Origin of the sequence: Faecalibacillus sp. MSK20_93 (assembly GCF_020589945.1) — a bacterium.
Classification (GTDB): Bacteria; Bacillota_I; Bacilli_A; order Erysipelotrichales; family Coprobacillaceae; genus Faecalibacillus; species Faecalibacillus intestinalis.
In genome coordinates this window covers 17018-33820 of the sequence record NZ_JAJDKA010000009.1, presented here as the reverse complement: position 1 = coordinate 33820, position 16803 = coordinate 17018, and the positions used below count along the sequence as shown (strand labels likewise).

At 30.9% G+C, this 16803-nt stretch carries 12 protein-coding genes and 1 pseudogene; 2 read left to right on the top strand and 11 right to left on the bottom strand.

The features are described from left to right. The 5 genes from LJD34_RS04530 to LJD34_RS04510 form a co-directional block, all read right to left on the bottom strand. Positions 1 to 1470: a glycoside hydrolase family 1 protein gene (locus LJD34_RS04530; RefSeq protein ID WP_117481326.1), complete on the bottom strand. Its 1470-nt coding sequence runs from the start codon at positions 1468 to 1470 to the stop codon at positions 1 to 3. After that, positions 1463 to 2743, bottom strand: coding sequence for a DUF4038 domain-containing protein (locus LJD34_RS04525; protein WP_117346794.1), 1281 nt, complete (start codon positions 2741 to 2743; stop codon positions 1463 to 1465). The genes LJD34_RS04530 and LJD34_RS04525 overlap by 8 nt, the downstream gene beginning before the upstream one ends. 58 nt (positions 2744 to 2801) lie before the next feature. Then, the gene (locus tag LJD34_RS04520; RefSeq protein ID WP_117346793.1) at positions 2802 to 4223 is read right to left on the bottom strand and encodes a PTS transporter subunit EIIC; all 1422 of its coding nucleotides are present in this window, start codon (positions 4221 to 4223) and stop codon (positions 2802 to 2804) included. 146 nt (positions 4224 to 4369) lie between these two features. Beyond that, a complete protein-coding gene (locus LJD34_RS04515; protein WP_117346792.1) occupies positions 4370 to 5197 on the bottom strand; it encodes a PRD domain-containing protein in 828 nt (275 codons plus the stop codon). 84 nt (positions 5198 to 5281) lie between these two features. After that, positions 5282 to 5740 (bottom strand): PTS glucose transporter subunit IIA, encoded by a 459-nt coding sequence (locus tag LJD34_RS04510; protein WP_117346791.1) that lies wholly within the window; start codon positions 5738 to 5740, stop codon positions 5282 to 5284. A 254-nt stretch (positions 5741 to 5994) separates the two neighbouring features. Here LJD34_RS04510 and LJD34_RS16740 point away from each other — a divergent pair. Together LJD34_RS16740 and LJD34_RS04490 are read left to right on the top strand one after the other, a co-directional pair. Continuing rightward, a pseudogene (locus LJD34_RS16740) lies at positions 5995 to 7271 on the top strand (ISNCY family transposase). A gap of 246 nt (positions 7272 to 7517) precedes the next feature. Beyond that, positions 7518 to 10106, top strand: a complete 2589-nt coding sequence (locus LJD34_RS04490) for a cation-translocating P-type ATPase (protein WP_117481324.1) — start codon at positions 7518 to 7520, stop codon at positions 10104 to 10106. Between the two features lie 187 nt (positions 10107 to 10293). Here the strand turns inward: LJD34_RS04490 and LJD34_RS04485 are convergent, their stop codons facing one another. The 6 genes from LJD34_RS04485 to LJD34_RS04460 all read right to left on the bottom strand — a co-directional run bounded on the left by LJD34_RS04485 (position 10294) and on the right by LJD34_RS04460 (position 16740). Next, the gene (locus LJD34_RS04485; protein WP_117346789.1) at positions 10294 to 10545 is read right to left on the bottom strand and encodes a hypothetical protein; all 252 of its coding nucleotides are present in this window, start codon (positions 10543 to 10545) and stop codon (positions 10294 to 10296) included. An 89-nt stretch (positions 10546 to 10634) separates the two neighbouring features. After that, complete coding sequence (locus LJD34_RS04480; RefSeq protein ID WP_175301072.1) at positions 10635 to 10796, bottom strand: hypothetical protein; 162 nt, start codon at positions 10794 to 10796, stop codon at positions 10635 to 10637. A gap of 403 nt (positions 10797 to 11199) precedes the next feature. Next, on the bottom strand, positions 11200 to 11580 hold the full coding sequence (locus tag LJD34_RS04475) for a D-alanyl-D-alanine carboxypeptidase family protein (protein WP_227359286.1): 381 nt from the start codon (positions 11578 to 11580) through the stop codon (positions 11200 to 11202). 69 nt (positions 11581 to 11649) lie between these two features. Next, entirely contained in the window at positions 11650 to 12282 is a 633-nt protein-coding gene (locus tag LJD34_RS04470; RefSeq protein ID WP_227359285.1) for an HD-GYP domain-containing protein, read from the bottom strand. A 57-nt stretch (positions 12283 to 12339) separates the two neighbouring features. Then, positions 12340 to 15300 (bottom strand): EAL domain-containing protein, encoded by a 2961-nt coding sequence (locus tag LJD34_RS04465; RefSeq protein WP_227359284.1) that lies wholly within the window; start codon positions 15298 to 15300, stop codon positions 12340 to 12342. A gap of 15 nt (positions 15301 to 15315) precedes the next feature. Beyond that, positions 15316 to 16740, bottom strand: coding sequence for an extracellular solute-binding protein (locus tag LJD34_RS04460; protein WP_227359283.1), 1425 nt, complete (start codon positions 16738 to 16740; stop codon positions 15316 to 15318). Positions 16741 to 16803 lie beyond the last annotated feature (63 nt).

The window sequence follows — 16803 nt, the reverse complement described above, 5'->3', positions numbered from 1 at the left end:
CTATTTTAAATCTCTTCCTTGTGAAGAAATAACTTTTTTATACCAATAAAAAGAATCTTTTCGTATTCTTTCTCCATTTCCACTACAATCATCTTGGTAATTTACATAAACAAATCCATATCTTTTATGCATTTCACCAGTTGATGCTGATACAAGATCAATACATCCCCAAGAGGTGTAACCCCATAATTCAACACCATCAATACGAACAGCTTCTTCCATTGCTAGAATATGATCTCTCAAATAATCAATACGATATGTATCATGTATTTTATTATTTTCATCAACTTCATCTTGTGCACCTAATCCATTTTCAACAACCATTAATGGTTTTTGATAACGATCATATAAATAATTTAAGGCAATTCGTAAGCCTTTTGGATCAATTTGCCAACCCCAAGCACTAGCTTTTAAATATGGATTCTTCACTCCAAATGACATATTTCCACTTTGATTAGGAGCCACCTTTGGATCTGCCGAAATACAATTTGACATATAATAAGAAAAACTAATAAAATCAACTGTTCCAGATTTAAGAATTTCTTTTTCCTTATCATTTAAAGAAAAAACAACTCCATTTCTTTCATATTCTTTTAATTTATAACGTGGGTAATATCCTCGTGCTTGTACATCACAATAAAAATAATCTTCATTTGCTTCTTCCCATGTTTTTAAAATATCATTTGGGTGACAAGTATTCGGATATTTGATACCATAGCCAATCATATTTCCAACCTTATTATTTGGATTAATATTATGTAATGTTATAACACTCTTAGCACTAGCAATCAATTGGTTTTTAGCAGCATCAGCAATTGTTTGGGGATTTTGATTAGGTATACCTGCTGCAACCCATCCACTAAAATCTATACAATTGATTTCATTGAAAGTTAACCAATATTCAACTTTATCTTTATATCTTTCACCTACTGACTTCACATAACGAAGAAAACAATCAATTGTTCTTGAATCACTCCATGAACCCCATTTATTTACTAAACCAACTGGTGTTTCGTAATGTGATAATGTGACCAACGGTTTGATTCCATATTTCAAACATTCATCAAAAATTTGATCATAAAATTTTAATCCTTCTTCATTTGGCTCTTCTTCATCACCATTTGGAAATATTCTTGTCCATGCAATTGACATACGATAACATTTAAATCCCATTTCTGCCATCAAAGCTATATCTTCTTTATAATGATTATAAAAATCACTAGCTCTATGACTAGGATAATCATAGCCTTCAAAACATCCAAATTCTACATCATCATTAATTTCCATACCAAACAGATTATCTGCTTTAATGTTACCATCTTTAGTCTTGTAAGTAACTTTTCTAGGTTCCGTTTTAGAACCTCTTGTACAGCAATCAGCAGTACTTATACCTTTTTTCCCTTCTTGCCAACCACCTTCATACTGGTTAGCAGCAGTAGCACCACCCCATAAAAAATCTTTATCAAACATCTTCACACACCTCTTCATTTTCTTTTTTTAATATTAGTAATGCATCTTGAGAAAATGGATGCATATCAATAACAGTATGCTTTTCTTTCACAATCATTTTTATATTTGCAATAAATCGCTCTGCTAAATCAACAGCTTTTATACTCCACCCATCGAGATTAATAGATAATCGAATAGTTGTATTATATGGAACATATACAAAAATCAATCCATTATTCGCTTGAGCAACTCGAATATCATTAGTATCATTAATCAATATATCTTGTTTTGGTATTATTGAATTAACCTTTAATTCTTCAAATATTGCTTTTATATATCCATAATCCCAAGCACCAGTAAAAGACATTGCTTCTTCCCATGACTTAGGCATATCAAATCCCTCACCTAAAGAACTTTCGAAACTTTTCTTCACTTTATGCCAACTATATATTCCTGCTGCTCCATATGTTATACCAGCACATGCTCCAGATAAAATACTCATAAAAGCACAACGACGTACATCAAAACGAGTCCAACGCCCGTACATTTGTCCTGAGTATCCCATTTCTTCATAACATGGTTCTGAATTTATTAATGGTTTCCCTGGATATTTATTTTGCATTTCTTCACTTAATGAATATGGCATGGATAAATCTTTTGCATTGTGTCCACTTTGATAAAAACACAGATCTAAATACTGATATATTTCTTTTGGAATATATGTATATCTTCCTTTGATATGTGTTGTTAATAAACAACTTGGTGCAAGTTTTTTTAAAGCAGAAGCAACGTAAGCATAATACTTTATAGATTCTTGAGTTGGAAAATCGGTATCTCCACTAACAATATATAATGGTTCAAATTTACTAAATGTTTCATGAACTTTTTCAACATAATTTTTTAAGCAATCAAAAGGTAACACGCCATCAGGAATTAAAGAAGACGCCCATGTTCCAGGTACATAATTACACCACAAAAGCACTAATGATAATTCAAATCCTTCTTTCTTAGCTTTTTCACACATTTTCTTTGCGTGTTCAAAATATTCATCATTCAAATAATTTGGATTATTATTAATAAAAGGATTAAAATTGAAATTGGTTAGAGATGCATCCCATTGTGGTAGAATATTAATTTGAATCGTATTAAAACCTTGAACTTTTCTTTTATACAAATAATAATCCCATTCTTCATCACTTATATTTGTAAATGCAGACCAACAAGTATCTGCTAAGTAAAAAAATGTTTTTCCATCTTTTAATAAAGTTTGCTTGTTTTTAGAAATTTTTAACATGAATATCTCCTCTTGTTATACAAAGAAATAGGTTCAATAATGAACCTAAATCTTATAACTATTTTGATAATTTATTTGATTTAAATTTTCTTAATTTAAATCCTTTTTTTTCATCGAATCCAATCATTAAGCCTAAAACCAAAGGAACAATAAATGCTATACCACAAGCAATACATGCATTGATAAAATCTTGTCCAGGTCCTCCAGCAAATTGAAGAATAGTCATGAAGTTTGTTGCTCCAAAAGAATAAACAGTTACTCCTAAGAAACCACCAACTAACCCTGCTATTGCACTTCCAATAACTTGTACAATCATTGCTTTTTTATTTCTCACTAATACACCAAAGATTGTAGGCTCACTAATACCACCAACAATTAAAGTTACTGCATTAACTCCTGCCATTTGTTTTTCTTCGCCCTTTGCACGAATTAAATAAGCTACAATCATACCTGACATAGCATAATATGCAATGTTCATACCTACGAATACTACAGGATCAAATCCAGCAGTTGTCATATTGACCAAACCAATTTGACCAACTGCGACATGCATACCAGTAGCAATTAAAAATGGGAATACTGCACTTACCAAAGCAATAGCCAATGGTCCTGCAACATCATATAAAGTTGTGATAACCCATGACATACCTTCACCTAACCAGTTACCAATTGGAGCTAATCCACAAAACATCAAAGGAATCATGATAAATAATGTACAAAATGGTACTCCCATAATCTTAAATGATTTTGGAATAACATTATCAAAAAACTTAAAAACATATTGCAATACCCAAACAGTAAGTAAAGTTGGTAACAATGTTTGTGCATAATTAACTAAAGGCATTGATAGAATACCATACATTTTAAAAGGTTCACCTGTTGTTACAATACTTAGAATATTAGGATCAATTAACAATGCTCCTAATAATAATGCCATCGGAATACTTGTATTAACTTTCTTAGCAGTTGACCATGCTACAAATATAGGCATAAAGTAAAATCCACAATTTCCTACAATTGATATCATTTTCATAAAAGGATGTTCCACATTCATAACATTGAACAAATCTGGACCCAACATTGCATATAACATTTTAAATAATCCTGCACCCATCATAATAGGTAAAATTGGAGCAATAGATCCTGAAATAAAATCTAAGACTTTTCCTGGAATCTTTTTAAAATCAAACGGTTCTTTATCTAGATTTTCTTCGATTGATTTTGTTTTTTCAATTCCACTTATTTCACAAAACTCTGGGTATATTTCTGAAACATGTTGTCCAATTATAATTTGGAACTGTTCCCCAGAGAATTGTGCTCCAATTGCACCTTTCACTTCTTTTACTGCTTCAACGTTTACTTTTGATTTGTCTTTAACATTAAGACGTAATCTTGTCATACAATGAACAACACCTGAAATGTTTTCCTTGCCACCGACATTTTTAATAACTTCATTACAAAACTCTGTATACTTTGCCATTTTTCTTTCCTCTCTTTAATATAATATATATGCTAACAAGATATTTGCGCGCTATTTTATCTTGTAAAAGCCCAAAATAAAACCTGATGCTAATAAGAACATTATGAAAACATTCTTAGTATACATCAGGTAAAGCCTTATTTAAGTTACAATCCTGCTCTTGTACAAAATCTATTAATATGTATAACTAAATATAGAAGCTCCTCTTTACTAGGTTCTATATTTAATTCAGCCAAAATATATAATTTAATTTTTTCTATAGTTTTTCTTAATTCTGGAAATTTCTCATATACTTCATCATATAATTTGACATTCTCAGAATTTGTTTCATTTAATCGTGTCGAACGTTTTAATAAATATTTAAGATGTGTTACAAATCGAGAATAATTAAAATCATTACGATCAATAATAATATTCATTTCACTCTCAACAATTTCTGTAATATCATCTATAAAATGTGTTATTTCATCTTTTTGTGTTCCAATTGTAGTCATTTGTTCTGCATTAATGAAATGCAACGCTATCCCACTTACCTCACTCAAAGGCAACTGAATAGATAATCTTTTTTCTATATGGTTAATAGCCCATTTTCCTAATAACATTTCTTTTTCATACAAATGCTTGATTTCATTTGTCATTGGGTTACTTATGACAAGCCCGTTCTTTACATTCTCAATTGCAAAATTAATATGATCACAAAGTGAAAACCAAAATGTTCTACTAAGGTTAACTCCTAAGTAATCACTTCCTTTTTCAACAATTTCTAATGTGACATCAATTACCTCTTCAGGAATCTCACTTAATAAAGTAACATAATGAGAATCTAAACTATAGTATGTTCTATCTATCTTTGATAAATCAACTTCATATGGAGGCTTTGAGAATCCAATTCCTTTACCCATCGCGACCACTTCATGACCATTATCATCAACACAAATAGCAACGTTATTGTTAATATTTTTTATAACCTTCATTCTTTTCAACCCCAGTCCATTTGTTATTGATTATTTAAAACATAACTTAATATTACTGATTCACTTCACTCTTGTCAATTATAACTAAAATAGAACTTCACCTTTTTTAACTTCTCTTTCACCTAAGTTAAAATCTTTTTCATACCCTGAAGGAAAAACTACCATTGTTGTCAAATTGTAACCTTTATCTTTAATAAATTGATTATCAAATTGAACAATAGGTTCTCCAGCTTTTACATAATCACCTTGTGAAATTAAAGAGGTAAAACCTTCTCCATTTAATTCAACAGTATCTAAACCTATATGAACAATACATTCAATCCCATCTTTTGTTTTAATTCCTACAGCATGACCAGTTGGAAAAACACTCTCAGCAACACCACTTATTGGTGAAACAACAACTTGACTTTGTGGAATGATTGCAAAACCATCTCCCATAAGTTTTTGAGAAAATACACTATCGGGTACATCTTTTAATAATATCAATTGTCCATCTAGTGGTGAAACAATTTTAAATTTTTCTTTTTTAAATAAACTAAACATTATTTTTTCTCCTTTTTCTATTTTATCTAACAAAAAAACTTCCTTATCTGCAACCAAAAAATCATAAGAATTTTTCGGGAAAGCCTTCAAAGGAAGTTACAAACCTATTTATTCTTTTTTCTACGCCCTTATAATAATTTAATATTATTAAAAAGTCAACAGCTTTTTAAATATTTTTTGATTATTTCTGATTCAAAAATGATAATATCTCAATGTATCCAGGGGAGGTTATTATGAAAAAGGTTGAATTGAGAATGAATGAACAGAATAAGTATGAAATAATCAAGAAACTTGTAGAAACAGATGAAAATAAGAAAAGAGCAGCTACTAAGCTTGGATGTACAGTAAGAACAATCAACAACTTATCATTAAATACAAGAAACAGGGAAAGAAGAGATTCATGCATGGAAACCGTGGAAGACTGCCCGCTTCTGCAGTTCCTTTAGATATAAAGAATAAGATCATCTCTCTTTATATTAATGATTTCTCTGGCGCAAACTTCACTCACTTCTGTGAGATTGTGGAAAGTGACTTTCGTATAAAGATAAGTGATACAACACTCAACAACTGGATGAAAGCTGAGGAAGTGCTCTCTCCAAAATATTTGATGAACAGGATGAACATCCAAGACGTCCTAAATCAAAATATGCAGGTGAGATGATACAGATGGATGCATCATCATTCCATTGGATTGAAAAAGAAGTGTGGCATCTGCATGTTGCAATTGATGATGCCGATGGTAAAATCGTTGGTGCCTACTTTGATTATCAAGAAACTCTTAAAGGATATTACAATGTCCTCCATCAAATATTAACGAATCATGGTATCCCTACTTTATTTTATACTGACAGACGTACTGTATTTGAATATAAAAGAAAAAAACAGACCTTCAGATGCTGAGGACACATTCACTCAGTTCTCTTATGCCTGTCATAATCTGGGAATCGATATAAAAACTACGAGCGTACCCCAAGCAAAAGGGAGAGTCGAAAGACTCAACCAGACGCTCCAGTCACGATTACCAGTCGAACGAAGGCACACTCATATCACCAACATAGAGGACGTCAATGAATTTTTAAACTCCTACATAAAAAAATTCAATGATCAGTTCGCTCTACGCCTTAACAGTACCGAATCGGTATATGAGAAGCAACCATCTATGGAGGAAATTAATCGTACTCTTGCAGTACTTTCAACTAGAACTATAGACAAAGGCCACTGCATCAGATTCCAGAGTAAATACCATTTTCCAGTACCTGAAAATGGTGACAGAAGATACTTTGCAGGAAAGACTGACTACATGGTCATTGAGACATTTGATGGACAGCTTCTGGCAAATATCGCTGATAAGCTTTATCTGATGGAAGAAGTACCCGAATATGAACTAATATCAAAGGAATTTGATGCTCCTAAGGAAGCACCTAAGAAAGAAAAGAAAAAGTATATTCCTCCAATGAATCATCCATGGAGAAAAGCGAGCTTTGTCAGTTATGCTGCAAAACAAAAGCACCGTTATGGTGCTAATGTTTGATTATTTTTGAGACATTATCAATTTCGGTTGACGAAACTTAACCACTATTTTCATAAATTTATTTACATATTTTTATGACTATGTTATTATACTTTCCAATGAGGGAGTAGTCTCACAAAAATGTGTGATGTTATCAACAGACGCGGATTTAATATCCTGGTGCATCTTAAAGACAAGACTCGTTAAAGAATAATTTTCTTTAGCGAGCTTGTCTTTTTTTGTTTGCTAAAGAGATAGGAGGCATATATGTATTATCAAAAAAGAATATCTGAAGTTATGAAAGCTTGTGAAACAAGTGAAAATGGATTAAGTCATGAAGAAATTATCAAACGTCATCAGCAATTTGGCTATAACATCTTAGATGAAAAGAAAAAGGAAAATCCTTTTATGATTTTTCTTAAACAATTTCAAGATTTATTAGTTATTATTTTAATCATTGCAGCAATCATTTCTGGAATGAGCGGACAGATAGAAAGTACAATTGTTATTGTCAGTGTTATTATTGTCAATGCAATACTCGGAACGATTCAAACATTAAAAGCAGAGAAATCATTGGATAGTTTAAAGAAACTTTCTGTTCCTAAAGCGAAAGTTATACGTGAGGGAACACTTCAAGAAGTTGATTCTACAGAACTAACAATTGGCGATCTTGTCCAAATTGAAGCAGGTGATGTGATTAGTGGTGATGGACGTATTATTGAATGCTCATCTCTCCAAATCAATGAAAGTGCATTAACTGGAGAAGTAGAAAGTGTCGATAAAACAACGGATGTGATTACTGGTCAAGTTGTTGTTGGTGATCAAAAAAATATGGTTTTTTCAAGTAGTTTAGTTACAAATGGAACAGGACGTTATATCGTTACCCATATTGGTATGCAAACTGAAATTGGAAAGATTGCATCAATGTTAAACAATGCCAAAGAAAGAAAAACACCTTTACAAAAAAGTCTAGATGATTTTAGTGGAAAGCTATCTATTGGTATTTTCTTTATTTCACTCATTGTTTTATGTTTAAATCTCTTTTTAGCAAAACAATCTTTAATTGATTCTTTAATGATTGCTGTCGCTTTAGCAGTTGCAGCAATTCCAGAAGCATTGAGTTCAATTGTCACAATTGTTTTATCAATGAGTACTCAAAAAATGGTCAAAGAAAATGCGATTATCAAGAACTTAAATTCAGTTGAAAGTTTAGGGTGTGTCTCTGTCATCTGTAGCGATAAGACAGGAACTTTAACCCAAAATAAAATGACACCACAAACAATTTATTTTTATAATCATTTAATGAAAATTTCTGAATTAGATAATCGTCATCATGATCACAGTGTCTTATTAAAATCTTGTTTATTATGTAATAATGCAGTTATCAACGGTGAACAAAGAATTGGTGATCCAACTGAACTTGCTTTAATTGATTTGGTTCATGAATATACAAAGAATGATATTGAATTCAAACATACTGCAGTGAGAACTTCTGAATTACCTTTTGATTCTGATAGAAAATTAATGAGCATTTCTTCTTTAAATCATATTTATACAAAAGGTGCTCCTGATGTTATTATTAAAAGATGTTCAACAATATTAATTAATGGTATTAAAGAACCCATTACAAAAAGACATCTAGATGCGATTGAAAAAGAAAATCAAAGATGTGCAAACAATGGTTTACGTGTTTTAGGTTTTGCATATAAAGATTACAGAGGAAATCAAGTCACATTAGAAGATGAACATGATTTAACATTTATAGGTTTAGTTTCTTTAATGGATCCACCACGTATTGAAAGTCAAGATGCGGTAGCTAAATGTAAGATAGCAGGTATTAAACCTATTATGATTACAGGTGATCATGTTGTGACTGCCAGAGCAATTGCTACGCAAATTGGGATTTATGAAGATGGGGATTTATCTATTGAAGGTTATGAATTAGATAAGATGAGTGAAGAGGAACTTGATGAAAAATTACCTCATATTAGTGTTTATGCAAGAGTTGCTCCTGAGCATAAGATTAGAATTGTAAAAGCCTGGCAAAAACGTGGCGATATCGTCGCAATGACAGGTGATGGTGTCAATGACGCTCCAGCATTAAAACAAAGTGATATCGGTGTTGCAATGGGAATAACTGGAACAGAGGTTTCTAAAGATGCAGCAAGTATGATCTTGACTGATGATAATTTTTCAACAATTGTTAAAGCAGTGATCACTGGACGTAATGTTTATCGTAATATTAAAAATTCGATCAACTATTTATTATCTGGTAACTTTGCTGGAATTCTTTGTGTTTTCATTGCATCATTACTTTTATTGCCAACACCTTTCTTCCCTGTACACCTACTATTTATGAACTTAATTACAGATTCATTACCTGCCATCGCAATTGGTATGGAAACAGGAAAAAATGGTGTTTTAAAAGAAAAACCAAGAAGTTCTTCCGATTCTATTCTAAACAAACAAACTGTTTTACAAATCACTTTTGAAGGTATTATAATTGCAATTTGTACAATGTGTGCTTATTTATTTGGACTAAAACAAGATCCTCTTGTTGCATCTACTATGGCATTTGCTACAATTTGTCTAGCTCGTCTATTACATGGTTTCAATTGTCGTAGCAATCTTCCATTAACAAAGATTGGTTTTTATACAAATCGTTCAAGCATCTATGCATTCTTAATTGGATTTTCTTTACTGCATGTCATTTTATTCGTGCCATTTATGCACAGTTTATTTATGATTCAAACAATCTCGATAACTCAATTATTTGTTATTTATGCATTTGCATTGATTCCTACTATAATTATTCAGACTAAAAAATATTGGTCATCTGTTAAAATTAATAAATAAAATTTTATAAAATGCATCAACATATATTATAAATGATTGCATAATATATTTATGTTCTCTGTAACGAGATGTTATAAAAGTAGTTACAGGTATGACACAGTGGCACTCCTCTAGTGATATCAAATAGACAGACTCATCCCAATAAACAAATAGAGATATGGTTTTCTTACAAGAAAATCATATCTTTTTAATTACTGATTTTTTGTAGCATATTTTCTATGTTTTCTTTTGACTCATAAAGACAAGTTTTTATTTGTGACATGTCTAAATCAAATTGATAAGAACTGTACTCGAACATAATACTTGTAAAATTTAATAAACTATAAACACTCATAATAATATCATCAAGTTCTACATCTTCAGGATAATATGTTTTTAATTTTTCTTCACCATATTCTTGTTTTAATTCTACTTTTATCACTTTGACTTTTTCATTCATGACTATCCACTCCTTGCTAGCATTATCGATGAATAATCATGAAACATCTAGTCTTGTATATATAATTTTTTTGAGTTAAGATTACACACTTAACTTTTTTGACTCGTCATACAATACCCACCATAAAACTCCATAGCCGATAGTATAAAATCAGTTATTCCTTTATCGTTAGATATATTGATATATTGTATAAGTTTTTCTTTTTGCTCCTTTGATACCAAAAATGTTATTTTTTCTCTAGTTTCTGCCATAATCTCCTCCTAATTAATGTTATTTACACCCTCTTTTATTTCTAAATTAGTCCCATTTTATCAAGATAAATTCAATTGTTATTAAAGATCCTACACCCACTTTTACACCTAGCCTTTAACCTGCACAGTCAAATTCATGATTTGAATAATTAATATATCCTCATAACGTTAAAAAAGAAATCTTCATTTTAAGATTTCTTTCATATTTCGCCACACGTTCTCTTATAATTCATAATGGCATTATTCCTTTATTTTTCCTTACAAATCGCACACGGTTGAATTTTGGAGCGAACACGCCCTCATTAATAAACAATATGTATCTTCACTTTGCAATTTCCATAACTATGATGAAACTCATCATTGTACTTTGATAAGTCAATATTTAACATTCCAATATAAACAGTTACCCGATGTGTTTTGCATCGTTAGCCGAAGCAATTGCAATACATTTAAAGAGTTCAAAGACACTCATTGTTTCATTTTCTTCAAGATAGACTTGACTTCCTCCCATACTTGAAGCATAAGCTGAACACGTTAAAATATCATCCCATTTCAAACGCTTTTCTTGAATGGCTTCAAACAATAAAATCATCGTCATAATCTTTGTTGTCGATGCCGGATAAAGCTTTTTTGTCGCATTTTTTTGATATAAAATTTGTTGGCTATTTGCATCAATCAAAATTGCACTTTCTGCCCCACTTGCAAGATTCGTTGCATGAACAACATTGATTTGACAAAAAAGCATCATGATCCCCACGAACAAACATAATCCTTTTTTTAACATGTAAAACCACCTCATGACATTGTATGTTTTTTTGTCAATTTCTTGATAAAAACGAAAAAAAAGAGAAAATTACTTTTCCCTTGATTTTAATATGTACTGTTCAAAAAGAGGCCAATGATCCAAAACCGCTTGTCCAATTTGTGGATCATACATTTTTCCTAAATTCTTTTCTATTTCATGATAACAAAAATCAAATGATTGTATATCACGATAATTTCTTTTTGATGACATCGCATCAATTGAATCACATAAAGCAATAATACGTGATCCTAAAGGAATTTCTTTTCCTTTAAGTCCATAACTATATCCTTTATCATCAAAACGTTCATGATGGTGTAAAACAATTTTACTAAAAGGTGCTAATAAATGAGATTTATCAAGAATGTTTGCACCAATTTGAGGATGTGTCTTCATCATTTCCCATTCTCGCCCATCTAATTTTCCTTCTTTATTTAAAACCGCGTCATCTATTCCTATTTTCCCAATATCATGCAAATGGGCAGCAATATGAATCATCCGTGTTTCACTTCTATTTAAACCGAGTAATCCACAAAGAATTTCTGCCATATCACTTACTCTTTTTGAATGTCCTGCCGTATAAGGGCTTTTAGCGTCAAGTGCTGTCATGATACATTCAATAATTTCATGATACTCTAACAATGCACTTTTTTTACATTGATATTTTCTTGTATGTCTACTCATTTCTATCCTCATGTTATCAAACGCTAACAATTATAACAAAGAAAAGATGATTTTTCATCATCTTTTCTTCCAATAATTTTCAATTGTTTTAATAGATTCATTAGAAACTTCTTGAGGGTTTAATTGAGGATAAGATAAGTAATAGCCTTGTAAATAATCCACCCCTAACTCTAAGACTTTAAGAAGTTCTTCTTTCGTTTCAATACCCTCTGCAATAATATAACCCTCTCTTTGATGTGCATACTCAACAATATTTGAAACAAGTTGTTGCTTATCAAAATCTTTATCAATATTTCTTACAATAGTAAGATCAATTTTTATGTATTTTGGACTTAAATTTAATAAATTAATTTCTGTATTATAACCACTACCATAATCATCCAACGCAAACATTCCTGAAAAACCTTTGGTTTCTCTTTTACGAATCAAAGCTTCTTCTGACATATTTTCTTCTTCTGTTACTTCTACGACGATTTGTGATTGAATATGACTAAAATAGCGATGGAAGCGTTCACGGTCTTCATCATTTAAAGACACCGATGCAATAGAATTAATAAATAATAAAGCATCTTCTTTAACTAATTTATTCTTTCTTAATTGATCAAAAGTTTCTGTTGATTTAAAAATACAAATTCTTTCTACATCTTCAAGTTTATTTTCCTCACGTGCAATTCTTAAAATCATTTCAGGATTTTTCAAAGTAGCAAGTTGACTACGCATTAAAGCTTCATAAGCAATAATTTCTCCATTTTTTGCGGAAAGAATCGGTTGGAAATGATATGTTAATTGTTCCTTTTCAATTAATTGATAGAACTCTAAATGCATTTGTCGATCATGTTTTTCATCTTCATAAAGGGCCTTATCAAATTCTGCAAGGTTTCCCTTTGTAGATTTCTTAACTTGGTACATTGCAAAATCTGCATATTTTTTCAAAAAGTCAAAATAAATACTATCTTGAGGATACCAAGAGATCCCAATAGAGGCACTTAAATTCATTTTATTGCCATTAGGTAATAAAACTGTCCTATGTTGCATAATTGATGTCATTGAAATAAGTCTTTGTCGTATTTCTTCTTGGTTGTCAAAACCATATAAGAATAAATAGAACTCATCTCCTGAAACACGCGCACAAATTGTTTTTTCAGGAACATTTTCTTGGAAACATTTTCCACATTGGCGAATATAGTTATCGCCCCAATCATGTCCAAAGGCATCATTGATTTTTTTCAAGTTATCTAAATCAATCATCACCAAAGCAGCAATTTTTAGTTGTTCAGAGTGTTCAAATAAATAATCCATGTGTCTTTGGAAAGAAAAACGATTATACAATCCTGTTAAAACATCATAATCACGTTCATGTTCAATACGTTGTCTTTCTAAATAACTTGTCGTAATATCTTCGGCAATACCAATTTCACGATCTGCTTCTTTTCTCATTTTCAAACGTACATAACGTAAGCCTACATATTTTTTTATACAGTAAATGCGTTCGTTTTCATTTTCAATTTCAACTTGATAATCCCTTTCTACTTCTTTAAATAATTCTTCAAATTGTTCATAAGTTAAAGGAAGAGTGACCTTATCAATACCAAGCAACAAGAAGAAATTGTCTGTGACATAAACATTTTTACTTCCCTTTTTAATTTCATAACCACCAATATCAATACTTGCCATATTCATAATGTTTAAGAATTTTGTCGAAGTTTCCAAAACTTCCTGACTTAAATCAATAATTGCGGATGAAAACTGATCAATTTCTTGAATACCTGTCGCGTGTAATTCTGGTATTTCTTTTACGAGTCTTGAATTATCCACTTCTTTAGAAAGACGACTGATTGATCCAGATATTTTTCTAGACACATAAAAGATTCCAATTAATGAAACAATTCCTCCTAATATAATCATTGAAATTTGTAGGTAAAAAAAATGATTAGCGAATGAATAAAGTTGATTTCGTTCAACAAGTGACATCAATTGCCATTGTTGTTTGGAGAAAGGACCATTACTATTATAAATATCTAAATTTTGAATTGCTGCATAGTATTCTTTCCCGTTTAAAAATACAAAATTATTTTTATCATAATCTTCTGTTAAATAGAATTTTTTTAATTGCTTACGCTTTAATGATACCGAGGAAACAACTAAAGAATTGTGTTGAGCATTCGTTTCTACAGAAAGGACATAGCTTCCTTGATTATCATTTTTAAGTTCATCGATTGGCATTAAATTTTCTAAATAAGAAGTAAGAAGTTCAACACCCACCACTCCATAAACAGTTCCATCTGGTAAAATAAGTGGCATCGAATAAGAGATTGCAGAATTCTCATTATTTTTTAAATGATAGCTTTTTTCATTCCAATAACCATATTCCTTTGCTTCCATCTTTATTTTATCATGAAATGCTTTTTCAAAAGGTTTATAGAGTAAAGTGTTTTCTTCTGTTGAAAGATCAAAGGTCGATTCCCAATGCGTATCCGTTGAAATATTAAGAGAACGAACAACTTCCACAGGTGCTTTTTCTAAAAGTAAATCTCCATGCTCTTTTACAGAAACCGTACTAGGATCATCATTTCGAATATAAATTCCTGGTTTATTATCTTTATTTTCTCTCAAATCATGTGTATTTAAGATAACAAAAATTCCTGTTGTTTCTTTACTATAAAGCGTTGAAATCAGTTCCTTAGAAATCTCATTTAAAAGCGGTGCACTTGCTTTACTTGAAGAATCCAATGTTTGTAAAGAAATGACATCTTGATCAATAAGTTGTTGGGTACGTTCATTGATTGTTTGTGAAATCGTCGATAAATTAGACCACTTTTGAATCATTTCATTTTGTAGATAACTTTTTCTATTTTCTGTTTGTTGTATCAAAATATCTCTAGCATTTTTATTAAGCTGGCCATTAATCCCCAAAAGCCAATAACTCCCTGTCATTAAGACAATTTCAACAAGAAGCACTATTAAAAGTGGCCTTAAAATCGTCCGATATACCGTTTTAGAATTTCCCATCTTATTCATAACGATAATCTCCTATTAATCTTCATATGTTTGTAATTGCGTTTTGGTTTCTTGATACCAGTGTTCAAAGTATTCATCACTAGTAAATGAGGCTGTTGCTTGATCAAGATCTTGCCCATTTTTTAAATTGGTTTCAACAACTTGACGGTCTTCAGTTGCTTTATCTGACATCATTGATTGTAAGTAAGATCTTGCTTTTGTTCCTTGTTTAAAGGCTTTTGGAGAATACATTGTATTTTCTTTAACTGTGATAATTGAAACTTCTACAACTTTTTGAGTATCCTTATTGTCATTATTATCAACAAGTGGTTCTACTTTATTGGCTTCTTTTTTAACAGGAAGATATCCTGTTTCTTTAGAAAATTGCACGTTTTGTTTAGCATCTGTTAACCATTTTAAAAATTCTACAGCAGCTTGTTGTCTTGTTTTTGTTGTTTTCATTACAGCCATTCCTGCACCTTGTTGAATCGCATAATTTTTACTATCTTTAAATTGAGGACATGGTAAGGTTTCCATTTTAATTGAATATGTTTCATCATTACTATTTGTTACAGTTTTAGGAAAATAAGTTGCTGAAGAACTCGATCCAACATAACCAATAATATTTCCTGTTTTAATGTCATCTGTTCTAAAGACACCAGAAGCAGTAAAATAACCTTTAATATAAGGAATATAATAATTATCCCATAATTTACGTGCCACTTTTTCATTATAATCAAGTTTCATTTTTCCATCTTTAACTTTAAAGATTTCATGTCCTAATTGCATAGAACCCGCCAAAATATAGTTTGCCATCGCATCACGACCAAAGAACGCTTTTCCATCATTTGGTTCTGGTGTTAAACTATCCGTCCATTCATAATATTTTTGTGAAACTTCTACAAGTCCTTCAATTGTTGATAAATCTTTAGAACTTACATTGGTTGTTTTCGCAAAAACATCAAAATCTGTCTTATTGATTGTTAAAATTTCTGTTGATTTTGCAACAGGAAAAACTTTCAATTTTCCATTATTTAAAATATCCCCATCTTGAACATATCCCTCAATATATTCATCAAGTTCATCATCACTAAAATATTTATTTAAATCAACAATACCATGCATTTGATCAATTGTATAAGCAATGTCATTATAGGCTGAAAACATATCTGGAATCTCACTTGCTCCTACTTTCTTTTCAATAGAATCTTTAAGGTTTTTTTCCAAATCATTTACCGTTCCACAAGAAACACTTTCAACATATATCCCATTTTCTTTCCCTTGTGTACGATTAAATTTCTTAACTAACGTATTAAACGAACTTAATTGATCTCCGTTATAATAGGTCCATACTGTAATATCAACAGGATTTGATGAAGAATAAAGTTCTTCTTTTTGACTCCCACATCCTGATAATAAAACCCCTAAAATAATAAAACTACTCATAATTCCCTTTTTCATATTTTTCCACCTTCTTGGCACCTATTATCTCATAAAATCTCCTTTTTATCGAGAATTTTCTAT

Coding starts and splice junctions, on each gene's coding strand:
- LJD34_RS04530 (WP_117481326.1), bottom strand. CDS start 1,470: ATGTTTGATAAAGATTTTTTATGGGGTGGTGCTACTGCTGCTAACCAG.
- LJD34_RS04525 (WP_117346794.1), bottom strand. CDS start 2,743: ATGTTAAAAATTTCTAAAAACAAGCAAACTTTATTAAAAGATGGAAAA.
- LJD34_RS04520 (WP_117346793.1), bottom strand. CDS start 4,223: ATGGCAAAGTATACAGAGTTTTGTAATGAAGTTATTAAAAATGTCGGT.
- LJD34_RS04515 (WP_117346792.1), bottom strand. CDS start 5,197: ATGAAGGTTATAAAAAATATTAACAATAACGTTGCTATTTGTGTTGAT.
- LJD34_RS04510 (WP_117346791.1), bottom strand. CDS start 5,740: ATGTTTAGTTTATTTAAAAAAGAAAAATTTAAAATTGTTTCACCACTA.
- LJD34_RS04490 (WP_117481324.1), top strand. CDS start 7,518: ATGTATTATCAAAAAAGAATATCTGAAGTTATGAAAGCTTGTGAAACA.
- LJD34_RS04485 (WP_117346789.1), bottom strand. CDS start 10,545: ATGAATGAAAAAGTCAAAGTGATAAAAGTAGAATTAAAACAAGAATAT.
- LJD34_RS04480 (WP_175301072.1), bottom strand. CDS start 10,796: ATGGCAGAAACTAGAGAAAAAATAACATTTTTGGTATCAAAGGAGCAA.
- LJD34_RS04475 (WP_227359286.1), bottom strand. CDS start 11,580: ATGTTAAAAAAAGGATTATGTTTGTTCGTGGGGATCATGATGCTTTTT.
- LJD34_RS04470 (WP_227359285.1), bottom strand. CDS start 12,282: ATGAGTAGACATACAAGAAAATATCAATGTAAAAAAAGTGCATTGTTA.
- LJD34_RS04465 (WP_227359284.1), bottom strand. CDS start 15,300: ATGAATAAGATGGGAAATTCTAAAACGGTATATCGGACGATTTTAAGG.
- LJD34_RS04460 (WP_227359283.1), bottom strand. CDS start 16,740: ATGAAAAAGGGAATTATGAGTAGTTTTATTATTTTAGGGGTTTTATTA.